Origin of the sequence: Nonomuraea sp. NPDC005650, assembly GCF_040605375.1 — a bacterium.
In the GTDB taxonomy this organism is placed as follows: domain Bacteria; phylum Actinomycetota; class Actinomycetes; order Streptosporangiales; family Streptosporangiaceae; genus Nonomuraea.
This window is the reverse complement of the sequence record NZ_JBEXCR010000018.1, coordinates 217,978-230,548: the sequence shown is the minus strand read 5'-3', so window position 1 is coordinate 230,548 and position 12,571 is coordinate 217,978. Positions and strand designations below refer to the sequence as shown.

At 70.6% G+C, this 12,571-nt stretch carries 13 protein-coding genes; 7 read left to right on the top strand and 6 right to left on the bottom strand.

The window, feature by feature from the left end:
- Nucleotides 1-61: 61 nt before the first annotated feature.
- From rplM to glmM, 3 genes are read left to right on the top strand one after another with little or no spacing between them, the layout of a single operon-like run.
- Nucleotides 62-505, top strand: coding sequence for a 50S ribosomal protein L13 (rplM, locus tag ABZS69_RS30435; protein ID WP_192789911.1), 444 nt, complete (start codon nucleotides 62-64; stop codon nucleotides 503-505).
- Between the two features lie 26 nt (nucleotides 506-531).
- Nucleotides 532-1,056: a 30S ribosomal protein S9 gene (gene rpsI / locus ABZS69_RS30430; protein ID WP_355378581.1), complete on the top strand. Its 525-nt coding sequence runs from the start codon at nucleotides 532-534 to the stop codon at nucleotides 1,054-1,056.
- 1 nt (nucleotide 1,057) lies between these two features.
- Nucleotides 1,058-2,410, top strand: a complete 1,353-nt coding sequence (gene glmM, locus ABZS69_RS30425) for a phosphoglucosamine mutase (RefSeq protein ID WP_355378579.1) — start codon at nucleotides 1,058-1,060, stop codon at nucleotides 2,408-2,410.
- Between the two features lie 47 nt (nucleotides 2,411-2,457).
- On the opposite strand, the gene ABZS69_RS30420 is transcribed toward glmM, so the two are convergent.
- The 6 genes from ABZS69_RS30420 to coaA all read right to left on the bottom strand — a co-directional run bounded on the left by ABZS69_RS30420 (nucleotide 2,458) and on the right by coaA (nucleotide 7,883).
- Entirely contained in the window at nucleotides 2,458-3,174 is a 717-nt protein-coding gene (locus ABZS69_RS30420; protein WP_355378577.1) for an ABC transporter permease subunit, read from the bottom strand.
- A complete protein-coding gene (locus ABZS69_RS30415) occupies nucleotides 3,174-4,088 on the bottom strand; it encodes an ABC transporter ATP-binding protein (protein WP_355378576.1) in 915 nt (304 codons plus the stop codon). The genes ABZS69_RS30420 and ABZS69_RS30415 overlap by 1 nt, the downstream gene beginning before the upstream one ends.
- A complete protein-coding gene (locus tag ABZS69_RS30410; RefSeq protein ID WP_355378574.1) occupies nucleotides 4,085-4,942 on the bottom strand; it encodes an ABC transporter permease in 858 nt (285 codons plus the stop codon). Before ABZS69_RS30410 ends, ABZS69_RS30415 begins: the two co-directional genes overlap by 4 nt.
- On the bottom strand, nucleotides 4,935-5,843 hold the full coding sequence (locus ABZS69_RS30405; RefSeq protein ID WP_355378572.1) for an ABC transporter ATP-binding protein: 909 nt from the start codon (nucleotides 5,841-5,843) through the stop codon (nucleotides 4,935-4,937). The genes ABZS69_RS30410 and ABZS69_RS30405 overlap by 8 nt, the downstream gene beginning before the upstream one ends.
- Before the next feature lie 40 nt (nucleotides 5,844-5,883).
- Nucleotides 5,884-6,819: a DUF389 domain-containing protein gene (locus tag ABZS69_RS30400; protein ID WP_355378570.1), complete on the bottom strand. Its 936-nt coding sequence runs from the start codon at nucleotides 6,817-6,819 to the stop codon at nucleotides 5,884-5,886.
- 161 nt (nucleotides 6,820-6,980) lie between these two features.
- Nucleotides 6,981-7,883: a type I pantothenate kinase gene (gene coaA, locus ABZS69_RS30395; RefSeq protein ID WP_355378629.1), complete on the bottom strand. Its 903-nt coding sequence runs from the start codon at nucleotides 7,881-7,883 to the stop codon at nucleotides 6,981-6,983.
- 194 nt (nucleotides 7,884-8,077) lie between these two features.
- On the opposite strand from coaA, the gene ABZS69_RS30390 reads away from it, so the two are divergent.
- The 4 genes from ABZS69_RS30390 to alr all read left to right on the top strand — a co-directional run bounded on the left by ABZS69_RS30390 (nucleotide 8,078) and on the right by alr (nucleotide 12,553).
- Nucleotides 8,078-9,484, top strand: a complete 1,407-nt coding sequence (locus ABZS69_RS30390; RefSeq protein ID WP_355378568.1) for an alkaline phosphatase PhoX — start codon at nucleotides 8,078-8,080, stop codon at nucleotides 9,482-9,484.
- Nucleotides 9,485-9,497: 13 nt separating this feature from the next.
- Nucleotides 9,498-9,848 carry a holo-ACP synthase gene (locus tag ABZS69_RS30385; protein WP_355378566.1) on the top strand — a complete coding sequence of 117 codons (351 nt, stop codon included), beginning with the start codon at nucleotides 9,498-9,500 and terminating at the stop codon, nucleotides 9,846-9,848.
- Nucleotides 9,849-9,857: 9 nt separating this feature from the next.
- Nucleotides 9,858-11,315 carry an NAD(P)H-hydrate dehydratase gene (locus ABZS69_RS30380; protein WP_355378564.1) on the top strand — a complete coding sequence of 486 codons (1,458 nt, stop codon included), beginning with the start codon at nucleotides 9,858-9,860 and terminating at the stop codon, nucleotides 11,313-11,315.
- A 104-nt stretch (nucleotides 11,316-11,419) separates the two neighbouring features.
- Nucleotides 11,420-12,553, top strand: coding sequence for an alanine racemase (gene alr, locus ABZS69_RS30375; RefSeq protein WP_355378627.1), 1,134 nt, complete (start codon nucleotides 11,420-11,422; stop codon nucleotides 12,551-12,553).
- Nucleotides 12,554-12,571 lie beyond the last annotated feature (18 nt).

Sequence of the window (12,571 nt, the reverse complement as noted above, 5' to 3'; positions counted from 1 at the left end):
ACCAAATGTAGCTGTCACATCCGACAGCGCCGAAGACGCGAGCATAAAGAAGGCTACGACCGTGCGCACGTACTCACCGAAGCCCGCCGACGTCCAGCGTCAGTGGTACGTCATCGACGCGACCGATGTCGTGCTGGGCCGGCTGGCCAGCCACGTCGCGACCCTGCTCCGCGGCAAGCACAAGCCGATCTTCGCTCCCCACGTCGACACCGGTGACTTCGTCATCATCATCAACGCGGACAAGATCGCGCTCAGTGGCAACAAGCTTGAGCAGAAGAAGGCGTACCGCCACTCGGGCTACCCGGGCGGTCTGCGTTCCGTCAGCTATGGCGAGCTCATGGAGAAGCGGCCGGACAAGGCCGTCGAGAAGGCCGTCAAGGGCATGCTTCCGAAGAACTCCCTCGGCCGGAAGATGGCGAAGAAGCTGAAGGTCTACGCGGGTTCCGAGCACCCGCACCAGGCCCAGCAGCCGGTGCCGTTCGAGATCACCCAGATCGCCCAGTAGTAGTTCGAAAGATTTAGAGGAGAACCGTGGCTGAGCCCACTGGTGTCGAGACGGCCGTCGTCGAGGCCGAGCTGGAGGAAGTCTCCAGCGAGGACTTCCCGTCCGAGTACACCACCGAGTCCGCCGCCAGCGCCGACGCCCCCGTGCGTAAGCCCGTCACCACGGGCAACTCGTACGGCACCGGCCGCCGCAAGGAGGCGATCGCCCGCGTGCGCATCGTCCCCGGCACTGGCAAGTGGACGATCAACGGTCGTTCGCTGGACGCTTACTTCCCGAACAAGGTCCACCAGCAGATCGTCAACGAGCCCTTCGTGGTGCTCGGCGCCGAGGAGGCGTTCGACGTCATCGCGCGCATCGACGGCGGCGGCGTGACCGGCCAGGCCGGCGCGCTGCGCATGGGTCTGTCCCGCGCCCTGGCGATCCTGGACGTCGAGGTCAACCGGCCGCCGCTGAAGAAGGCCGGCTTCCTCACCCGTGACGCCCGCGCCACGGAGCGGAAGAAGTACGGCCTCAAGAAGGCCCGCAAGGCTCCGCAGTACAGCAAGCGCTAAGTTGGCGCGCCTTTTCGGCACCGACGGGGTACGTGGGGTCGCCGGTCGCGACCTCACGGCGCAGCTCGCCATGGACCTTTCGGTCGCGGCGGCTCACGTCCTCGGCGATGCGGGCGCGTTCGCCGCTGCCGGCCGCAAGAGCAGGCCGGTGGCGGTCGTAGGCCGGGACCCGCGTGCCTCGGGAGAGTTTCTCGAGGCCGCTGTGGTCGCCGGCCTCGCGGCGTCCGGTGTGGACGTTCTGCGCCTCGGCGTGTTGCCCACCCCGGCCGTCGCCCACCTCACCGCCGCGCTCGGCGCCGATCTCGGCGTCATGCTCTCGGCCTCGCACAACCCGGCGCCGGACAACGGCATCAAGTTCCTGGCCCGCGGCGGCTTCAAGCTGTCCGACGCGGTCGAGGACGAGATCGAACGGCGGCTGGGCGAGGACTGGAGCTTTCCCGTCGGCTCGGCCGTCGGCCGGGTGCGTGAGGCGTACGGTGAGGCCAACCGGTACGTCTCCCACCTGCTGACCACGATGAACGCCGCGCTCGACGGGCTGAACATCGTGGTCGACTGCGCTCACGGCGCCGCCCACATGGTGGCTCCGGAGGCGCTGGTGCGGGCGGGCGCCAGGGTCGAGGCCATCGGCGCCAGGCCCGACGGCCTCAACATCAACGCCGGCCACGGCTCCACCCACCTGGAGAAGCTCCAGCAGGTGGTCGTGTCGCGCGGGGCCGACCTGGGCGTGGCCTACGACGGCGACGCCGACCGCTGCCTGGCCATCGACCACACGGGCGCGATGATCGACGGCGACCACATCATGGCCATCCTCGCCGCCGCCATGCACGGCGAGGGCCTGCTGTCCAAGGACACCGTGGTGGCGACCGTGATGTCCAACCTGGGCTTCAAGCTGGCCATGCGCGACGCGGGCATCACCGTGGTGGAGACCGCGGTCGGTGACCGATACGTGCTGGAGCGGATGAAGTCCGACGGCTACAACCTGGGCGGGGAGCAGTCGGGCCACGTCATCATGCTCGACCACGCCACCACCGGCGACGGCCTGCTCACCTCGCTCCATCTGCTGGGCGTGGTGGCCAAGTCGGGTGTGTCGCTGAAGGAGCTGGCATCGGTGATGACGCCGCTGCCGCAGATCCTGATCAACGTCAAGGACGTGGACAAGGGCAAGTCCGCCGCCCCCGAGCTGCTGGCCGCCGTCGCCGAGGCGGAGGCCGAGCTGGGGGAGACGGGCCGGGTCCTGATCAGGCCGAGCGGCACGGAGCCGATGATCCGGGTCATGGTCGAGGCCGCGTCGGAGGAGCACGCCACCAAGGTGGCGGACCGCCTCGCCGGCGTGGTGCGCACCGCCTGCGTCTGAGCGACTGTTCGAACGGCCCGCGGGGGTGACCCCCGCGGGCCGTTCGTTCATTCGTCCCCGGTGAGCGAGAAGACCCGCAGCCGCTGCCCCGCCCAGAAGACGCCGACCACCGTGACGACGATCAGGGCGGGTACGGCGAAGCTCAGGGCGACGTCCGCCTTGACGAAGGCCGAGTCGGAGATCTGCTTGGCTATCGTCTGACCCCACTGCTGGATCGAGAACTTGCGGGCGCCCGGCATGAAGTTGCCCACCACGCTCTCCCAGACGAGGGCGTAGATGATGCCGATCGTGACCGCGTGCCGGGTGACGACGCCCAGCAGGAGGAAGACGGCGGCGTACGCGATGCCGGCCACCAGGGCTCCCAGCGCGAAGCCCGGGGCGATGCCGTCCTCGTTGCCGGCCAGGATCCAGGCCGCCACGTAGGTGGGCACGGCGCCGAACAGGGCCATCAGCGAGGCCGCCACCAGGAACTTCGTCTGGATGATGACCGGGCGGGAGATCGGCTTGGACATCAGGTGGATGATCGTGCCGTCGTCGATCTCCGGGGCGATGACGCCCGTGCCGGCGATCAGGCCCAGCAGGGGGAGCATGGTGCTGATGGCGAACGTCTGCATCAGCTCCACGGCCCCGCGCTGGTCGCCGCCGCCGAGCACGCGGAAGAGCACGGCCAGCCCGATCAGGGCGAGCGGCAGCAGCAGGAGCAGGATGATGCGCCGCCTGCCGAGCAGAGCGCGGTAAGTAATACCGGCAACAACTGGGTTCATCAGGTGCTCCTGGTGATGAGGTAGGAGAAGACGCTCTCCAGGTCCTCGTCCGCCGGGGAGACCTGGTGCAGGTGTACGCCCTCCGCCTGGGCCACCCGGGGGAGGAGCCAGGCGAAGCGGCGGAACTCGGCGGCCTGGACCTCCAGGCCGTCGGGACGGAGGGTGATGCCGCCCGTCGAGTGGTCGCGGATGAGGGCGGCGGCGAGCTTCCTGTCGTCGCTCGAACGGATCACGAACAGGTGCGGCCGGTCGGTCATCAGGCGCCGGATCTCGCGGAAGTTGCCCGACGCCGCGTGCCGGCCCGCCACCAGCACCTCGATGTGCTGGGCGACCCGTTCGACCTCCTCCAGGATGTGGGAGCTGAACAGGATCGTCTTGCCCGCCGTGCCCATGGTGCGGATCAGGTCCATGAGATGGAGGCGCTGCCGGGGGTCCATGCCGTTGAACGGCTCGTCGAGCAGGAGCACGGGCGGGTCGTGGACGAGCGCCGCGGCCACCTTGACGCGCTGGCGCATGCCCTTGGAGTACGTCTCCACGCGCCGGTCCTTGGGCTCCTCCATCTCGACCGTGGCCAGGGCCTTGCGGGCCGCCTCGACCGGGTCGCTCAGCCCGTAGAGGCGGGCGGCCGAGAGGACGAACTGCCAGCCGGTGAGGAAGCCATACACGCCCTCCCGTTCCGGGACTAGGCCGATATTTCGGTAAATGTGGTGGTTCTTCCAGACCTGCTGGCCGTCCAGCGTGACCGAGCCGTTGGACGGCGCCAGGAAGCCTGCCATCATGTGCAGGAGTGTGGACTTGCCCGCCCCGTTGGGGCCGAGCAGGCCCGTGACGCCGGGGCCGATCGTCATGGTTACGTCGTTGACCGCCACCACGTTGCCGTACCAGCGGGAAACCTGAGACAGCTCGATCTTCACCGCGAGGCCGCCTTCCTGTAGCGCAGCGCGAGGGCGCCCAGGGCGAGCGCCACCAGCACCACGAAGATCGCGACCGAGGCGGGGCCGCTCGGATAGTCCCCTTCGGGGATATGCGGCGGGGTGTCGAACAGCCAGGACTGTACGGAGTCCACCAGAAAGAACGGGTTGGCCAGCCAGGCCCAGGAGGCGGCGGCCTCGTTGCCCGAGGCGTAGAGGGACCCGTAGATCAACGGGACCGACGCCCACGACAGCAGGTAGACGGCGATCACGGAGGCCACCCCGAGCCCGCGCCGCGGCGTGAACGAGGCCAGCGCCAGCCCGAACGACGACAGCAGCACGGCCAGCAGCAGGGCCATGAGGACGGAGCCGAGATATTCGCCGGTGGCCGGCGGCCCGGGCATGTCCACCACCAGCTCGCCGACGTAGATCAACGTCAGGGGCACCGCCACGAGCAGGAAGAGCGCCGCGGTCATCGCCGTGACCTTGGCGCCCACGTACTCGGCGATCGAGACGGGACGCGACAGGTAGAGCGGCAGCACGCGGTAGCGCAGGTCGGGCGCGACCACGGTGGGCGCCTGCGCGGCCAGGAAGACCGCGACGACGGCCTGCATGATGACGGCGAAGCCGCTGTAGGGGAGGATGCGCTGCTGGGCCAGGGCCATCGTCGCGACGGCCACGACGGCCGGCAGGAGCATGATGACGAAGAGGGAGAACGGCATGATCTTGCTGCGGGCGGTGCGCCCGAGGCCGAAGATGCCGCGCAGGCTGTGGACGGTCAGCGCCCGGGTCGCGTAGGCGCGGCCGAGCCGGGGCCCGTCGTAGTGGCGGTAGCCGATGTCGTAGATCTCAGACACCCGCCACCTCCTCCCTGAAGACGTCCTCGATGCGGTGACGTCCCTGTTCGAGGCGGATGAGGCAGAGGTCCAGGTCGACGGCCGCGTCCCGGATCGCGTCGAACGTCTCGGGCCCGAGGACCTTGACCACCAGCAGGCGGCCCTGCTGCGAGACCGTCTGGCCGGCCTCGGTCAGCCGGGCGGCCAGCGGCTCCAGCCCCTCCTCGACCTCGACCGTGACGGTCTGCGTGGCCTGGGTGAACTCGCCGATCGCGGACGAGCGCAGCAGCCGCCCGGAGTCGATGACGATCACGTGGTCGCAGATGCGCTCCAGCTCGCCCAGCAGGTGGGAGGTGACCAGCACGCTGATGCCGAACTCGGTGCCGATGCGCCTGATCAGCGTCAGCATCTCGTCGCGGCCGCGCGGGTCGAGGCCGTTGGTGGGCTCGTCCAGGAAGATCAGCTTGGGGTCGTGCACCAGGGCCTGGGCCAGCTTGACGCGCTGCTTCATGCCCGTGGAGTAGCCCCCGACGGCGCGGTAGCGCTCTTCGGCCAGGCCCACGTGGCGCAGCACGTCGGCGGCGCGCTCGCGGGCGGCGGCGCGCGGCAGACCGGACATCTGTGCGAGGTGGACGACCAGCTCGGTGGCGGAGACGTCGGGCGGGAGGCATTCGTGCTCGGGCATGTAACCGACGAGCCGGCGGATCTCGGCGCCCTGCGCGGTCACGTCCAGATCGAGCACCTTGGCCGCGCCGCCGGTGGGCGGCAGCAGGCCGAGCAGGATCTTGAGCAGCGTCGACTTGCCCGCGCCGTTCGCCCCCACCAGACCGGTGACGCCGGGCCCCACGGCGACCGTGAGCTGGTCGACCGCGGTGACGGTGGGGAAGCGCTTGGTCAGCCCCTCGGTGGCGAGGATGTGCATGTGCCCGACCGTACCCGCCTGTGCGGGGCCGCCGCCTCGTTCAGACGGATGAACGCTGTCCTACTTGAGGCCAGAATTTCCGCTGGACCAGCAGCGTGCCCGTGCCCGCGATGACCATGCCGAGGATGTTGACCGCGAGCTGCGAGACCGAGCCGTAGACCTCTTTCCAGTCGCCCAGCGCCAGCGCGACGGCCAGGTAGCCGGCCGCGGGCACGGTGGTGACCGAGATGAAGACGCCGACCAGGGCCGAGGACTTGCCCGCCGTGACCGACAGCACCCCGGCCGCGCCCGCGAGCAGCGCCACGATGAACGACCAGCGGTCCGGCTTGACGATGAACTGGACCTCCTCGTTCCTGGTGAGGTTGCCGATGTCGATCCAGCCGAGCCAGTTCGAGACGAGGGCGCAGGCGAAGGTGATCGCGATCGCCAGCGTGAACCCGACGACCAGCGTCTTCAGCGACGTGATGACCAGGTGCCAGCCGCCGCGCAGCAGGCCGAAGCAGATGGCCGCGACCGCGCCGAACTCCGGCCCGAGCACCATCGCGCCGACGATCAGGATGGGGGAGTTCTGCAGGATGCCGATGCCCGCGATCTGCGTGGCGATGGCCAGGAAGGCCAGGTACGCCCACGTCGTGCGGGAGTCGGCGGACACCCGGTGCGCGAGCTCCTCCCAGACCACGGCGTCGTCGGGCTCGCCGGGCGCCTCCTCGACCGCGTCGGCGGCGGCCCTGGACAGTGACAGATCGACCTGCTCGACGGCGATGGAGCCCTCGGTCTTCAGCCAACTGAGCCGGTCCAGCACCTCGTTGGCCGACTCGCGCGCGGCGTCGCAGAGGATCACGTCGCCGGCCGGCTCGCGGGCCGCGCCGGGCAGGACGACGATGTTGGTGACGCCTGGGCAGTCCTCCAACACCGCCGTCGCCTCGTCCGTCCGGGCCGCCGGGCTGATCAGTCGCAGATGTAGCACGAGGGCCATTGTCGTTCATCGGACGTTGATGGCGTTTTGACACCATCACGTGAGGATCACGTACATGATCCGATATCGGTGCCACGACCACGACGAGGAGTGCTGGTTCGCCGGCGTGGACGACCAGGAGTGCGGGGGCAGGTTCGCCCGCTACCTGTTCGAGGAGGTTTTCAGGTCTGGCGGAGCCGTACCCGCCGTACCGAGTGGTCGGCGCCCTTCTTGAGGACGAGGTCGGCGCGGCCCCTTGTGGGGGCGATGTTCTCGACCAGGTTGCGCTCGTTGATGTCGCGCCAGACGTTGACCGCGAAGGTCGTGGCCTCGTCGTACGAGAGCTCCGCGATGTACCGGAAGTACGACTTGGGATCCTCGAAGGCGGTGCGGCGGAGTTTGTGGAAGCGGTCGACGTACCAGGTGCGGATGTCCTCGACCTTGGCGTCCACGTAGATGGAGAAGTCGAAGTAGTCGTTGACCGCGAGGGACGTGGGCGGGGCCGGTTGGAGGACGTTGAGCCCCTCGATGATCAAGATATCCGGATTTTTCACGACTTGGGTTTCTCCGGGCACGATGTCGTACTCCAGATGGCTGTAGATCGGCGCGTGCGCCTCAGCCGCCCCGGCCTTCACCTCCGCCACGAACCGCACCAGCGCCCTGCGGTCATAGCTCTCCGGGAAGCCCTTGCGCTGCATGATCCCCTTGGACTCCAGCACCGCGTTGGGGTAGAGGAAGCTGTCGGTGGTGATCAGCTCCACGTGCGGGTGCTCGGGCCAGCGGGCCAGCAGGGTGTGCAGGAGCCGCGCCGTCGTCGACTTGCCGACCGCGACGCTGCCCGCGATGCCCAGGATGTACGGCACCCGCTGCTCCGGATGCCCGAGGAACGCGCTCAGCACGCTGCTGCGCTCCTTTGACCCGGTGAAATGCAGATTCAGCAGCCGGGTCAGGGGGAGGTAGATGTCCGTGACTTCAGTGAGATCGATGGGGTCGTCGACGCCGCGAAGCTCTTCCAGCTCGTCTGCGGTGAGAGTCAAGGGCGTGTTCTTGCGGAGCTCGCTCCACTGCTCCCTGCTCAGTTCCACGTAGCCGTTGTTCACCTTGGCAGCGTAGCGATGGGCGACAAGCCGGATCATGGCCGGGTGTGCGCCACGAGATCCACAGCCTGTGGATAAAGACGTGGGATTACCGAGACTCAGTTCGGGGAAGGAAGATCAGTCTTGCCGAATCACGCGTATGAGAATGTGCCGGCGGCTACTGTGCAGGGCTGGGAGGTCTCATGGACCGTCGTCGCTTCATCACGAACGTGATCGCCGTGGCGGGCCCCTTCGCCGGGGTCGCGTGCGCTGGAGCGCAAGGGGGCGTCAAGCCGGTGCAGGGAGGCTACGGGCGGCTGCGGCCCGTGCCCGACCTGCGTGACGGGAAGGTGCGGCTGCACCTGCCCGAGGGGTTCAAATACCGCTCCTTCAGCGCCGCCGGCGAGAAGTTCAGCGACGGCTCGGCCGTGCCCGGCAGGCACGACGGCATGGCGGCCTTCTCCGGCCCGAAGGACAGCGCGATCCTCATCCGCAACCACGAGGTCAACGGCCCCGTGGGCGCGTTCGGCGACAAGTCCAGGGCGTACGACCCGATGGCCGGCGGCGGCACCTCCACGCTGCGCGTCACGCGCTACGGAGAGGTGATCCAGAGCGGCCCCTCGCTCAACGGCACCATGATGAACTGCTCGGGCGGCCCCATGGTGTGGCGGGCCTGGGTGAGCTGCGAGGAGACGGTCAACGGCCCCGACGTGGCCGACGACTTCGCCGGCGGCGACAACGCCAAGCTCACGCGCAAGCACGGCTACATCTTCGAGGTGCCGGTCAGCGGCACCGCCACCGCCAGGCCGATCAAGTCGGCCGGCCGGTTCCCGCACGAGTCGGTGGCGTTCGACCCCTCCACGGGCGCGCTCTACATGACCGAGGACAACTTCTCCTTCCCCTCCGGCTTCTACCGCTACCTGCCGCCGAAGCACCCCGTACAGGCCGGGCGGCTGCTCGACGGCGGGCGGCTGCAGATGCTCGCCGTCAAGGGCGCCAAGCGCAAGGACCTGTCCGTGGGGCAGCAGCCCGGAGCCACGTTCCAGACCGCCTGGGTGGACATCGAGGACCCCGACCCGGCCTTCACCGGCAGGCCCGCCTACGACAAGGCCGTCCAGGCCGTGGGCAGCCAGGGGCGCGAGCAGGGCGCGGCGATCTTCTCCCGGCTGGAGGGGGCCGTCTTCCACCAGGGCGTCGTGTACTTCGTCTCCACGCAGGGCGGGGCCACCGCGTCCGGCGACACGCCGCCCTCCGGGTTCGGCAAGGGGCGGGGGCAGGTGTGGGCGTACGAGACGTGGAGCGGGCGGCTCAGGCTCGCCTACGAGTCGCCGCGCTCGGCGGTGCTCGACCTGCCCGACAACGTGACGGCCAGCAGGCGCGGCACGCTCGTGCTGTGCGAGGACGGCGACGGCGACAACTACCTGCGCGGGCTCACGAAGTCGGGGCAGATCTTCGACTTCTGCCGCCTGGAGCCGATCGCCGACGACCCGGGGGCGGAGTTCGCGGGCTCGACGTTCGGGCCAGGCGGCCACACCCTGTACGTCAACGTCCAGGCCAAACAGGGCAGGTCGTTCGCGATCTGGGGTCCGTGGGAGCGCGGCCTGTTCTGAGTACGCTGGGGTGATGATCCTTGGCATCGGCGTTGACGTCGTGGACATCGACCGCTTCGAGGCGGCGCTGAAGCGCACGCCGCAGCTCAAGGAGCGGCTGTTCACCGACGCCGAGATAGAGCTGCCGGTGCGGTCGCTGGCCGCCAGGTTCGCCGCCAAGGAGGCCGTGGCCAAGGCGCTCGGCGCGCCCAGGGGGCTGGCCCACCTGGAGGCCGAGGTGCGCCGCGACGAGAACGGCAAGCCCGAGCTGCGGATCACCGGCAAGGCCGCGGAGGTGGCCTACGACCTCGGGGTCAAGCGCTGGCACGTCTCGCTCAGCCACGACGCGGGCGTGGCCGTGGCCTACGTGATCGCGGAGGGATAGCTTCGGATCATGAAGACTGCCTACACCGCCGACCAGATCCGGGGTGCCGAGCACGAGCTGATGGCGCGGCTGCCCGAGGGCACGCTCATGCAGCGGGCCGCGACCGGGCTCGCCGCCGTCTGCGCCGACCTCCTCGGCAGGGTGTACGGCAAACGCGTCGTGCTCCTCATCGGCAGCGGGGACAACGGCGGTGACGCGCTCTACGCGGGCGAGCGGCTGGCCAGGCGCGGGGCGTGGGCAGGCGCCGTCCTGGCCGGGTCCAAGACGCACGAGGCGGGGCTGGCCGCGTTCAGGCAGGCCGGCGGGCGGGTCGTCGACCGGGGCTCCCTGGGGCGCGCGGACCTGATCATCGACGGGCTCGTCGGGATCGGGGCCTCAGGGGCGCTGCGGGACCCGTACCGCGAGCTCGTCGAGGAGGCGAACGCGGCCCCGGCGCCGATCGTCGCGGTGGACGTCCCGAGCGGCGTGGACGCGAGCAGCGGCCGGGTGGAGGGCCCGGCGGTGCGGGCCCGGGTGACCGTGACCATGGGGGCGTACAAGACGGGGCTGCTCGTCGATCCCGGCGCCGAGCACGCGGGTGCGGTCGAGCTGGTGGACATCGGGCTCGGGCCCTACCTGCCCGACCCAGACGTCGCGGCGCTGACCGGCGGCGACGTCGACGTCCTGCTGCCGCGGCCCGGCAACGAGTCCGACAAGTACCGCAGGGGCGTGCTGGGCGTGGCCGCGGGGAGCGACCTGTTCACCGGCGCCGCCGTGCTGGCCGTGGGCGGCGCGCTGCGGGCGGGGGCCGGCATGGTGCGGTACGCGGGCCCCGCCGCGCCGGTCGCGCAGGTGCGCGCGCACTGGCCGGAGGCCGTGGTCACCGAGCTGGACCGGCCCTCCATCGACGACGTGGGCCGGGTGCAGGCGTGGGTGCTCGGGCCGGGGCTGGGCACCGGGGAGTGGGCGCACCAGGTGGCCGCCCAGGTGCTGGCCTCCAACGTGCCCGTGCTGGTCGACGCCGACGCGCTGACGCTGGTGGCCCGCGACCGCGGGCTGCTGCGGCGGCCGGCGCCCGTCCTGATCACGCCGCACGCCGGGGAGCTGGCGCGGCTCATCCGCGCCGACCGGGACGCCATCGAGGCCGCCCGGCTGGAGCACGCCCGCCGGGCCTCGGCCGAGCTGGGCGTGACCGTGCTGCTCAAGGGGTCCACCACGGTGGTGGCCGAGGAGTCGCGACCGGTCCGGGCGAACGTCACCGGCACCTCCTGGCTGGCCACAGGGGGGACGGGGGACGTGCTGGCGGGGGTGGCCGGGGCGCTGCTCGCCCAGGGGCTGAGCTGCTACGACGCGGCGTCCTGCGGAGCGTTCCTGCACGGGCTGGCCGGGCGGCGCGCTGCCGACGGCGCGCCGCTGACCGCGGCCGACGTGGCCACTGCGGTGCCGGCGGCCATCCGCGCGGTGACCGGCGAGGGCCGCGCCTCGTAGGGGGCCGCCCCGGGCTGTGACCGTGCCTCGTAGGGGGTGGCCTGGGGCGGAAATCGCGCTCGACCACCCGCGTGAGCTGCCACACTAGAAGGATGTACTCCTCGATGGCCACGCCCGCGCAGGCGCGGGTCGACCTGGCCGCGATCAGGCACAACGTGGCCCTGCTCAAGGAGCGGGCCGGCGGCGCGGAGCTGATGGGCGCCGTCAAGGCCGACGCGTACGGGCACGGTCTGGTGCCGGCGTCCGAGGCCGTGCTGGAGGGAGGGGCGAGCCGGCTGGGCACCGCGTTCGTCCGGGAGGCGCTGGAGCTGCGGGCGGCCGGCGTGACCGCGCCGGTCCTGGCATGGCTCGTCACCCCGGGCGAGCCGCTGGACGAGGCCATCGCCGAGGACATCGAGCTGTCGGCCTCCGACGAGGGGCGGCTCGGCGAGATCGAGGCCGCCGCCCGTCGCACGGGGCGCACGGTCAAGCTGCACCTGGAGGCCGACACCGGCATGAGCAGGGGCGGCTCGCCGCTGGCCGCCTGGCCGGGGCTCCTCGACGGGGCGCTGAAGCTGCGGGCAGAGGGCGTCGTCGAGATCGTCGGGCTCTGGTCCCACTTCGCCTGCGCCGACATCCCCGGCCACCCGTCGATCGAGCAGCAGCAGGAGGCGTACCGCACGGCGCTCAAGCTGGCCGAGCGGGCCGGCGCGGCGGGCTCCGGCGTGATCAGGCACCTCGCCAACTCCGCGGCCACCGTGACGCTGCCCGAGACCCACTACGACCTGGTCAGGCCCGGCATCGCGATGTACGGCCTGAGCCCCATCCCCGAGCTGGGCGACTTCGGGCTCAGGCCGGCGATGACGCTGGTGGCGCAGGCCGGCCTGGTCAAGCGGGTTCCGGAGGGCTCGGGCGTGTCATACGCTCACCTGTACGTCACCGACCGCGAGACCACGCTCGGCCTCGTGCCGCTCGGCTACGCCGACGGGATTCTCAGGCACGCGACGGGGCGTGCCGAGGTCCTGGCCGGCGGGCGGCGCAGGCCGATCGCGGGCCGGGTGTGCATGGACCAGTTCATGATCGACATGGGCGACGACGCCCTGTCGGCGGGCGACGAGGTCGTGCTGTTCGGGCCCGGTGACGGGGGCGAGCCGACCGCTCAGGAGTGGGCGGATAATCTCGGCACGATCACGCATGAGATCGTGACCAGGATCGGGTCGCGCGTGCCGCGGGTCTACGAGCACAGGCGCTCGGAGTGACGACGGGCACTTCGCGGC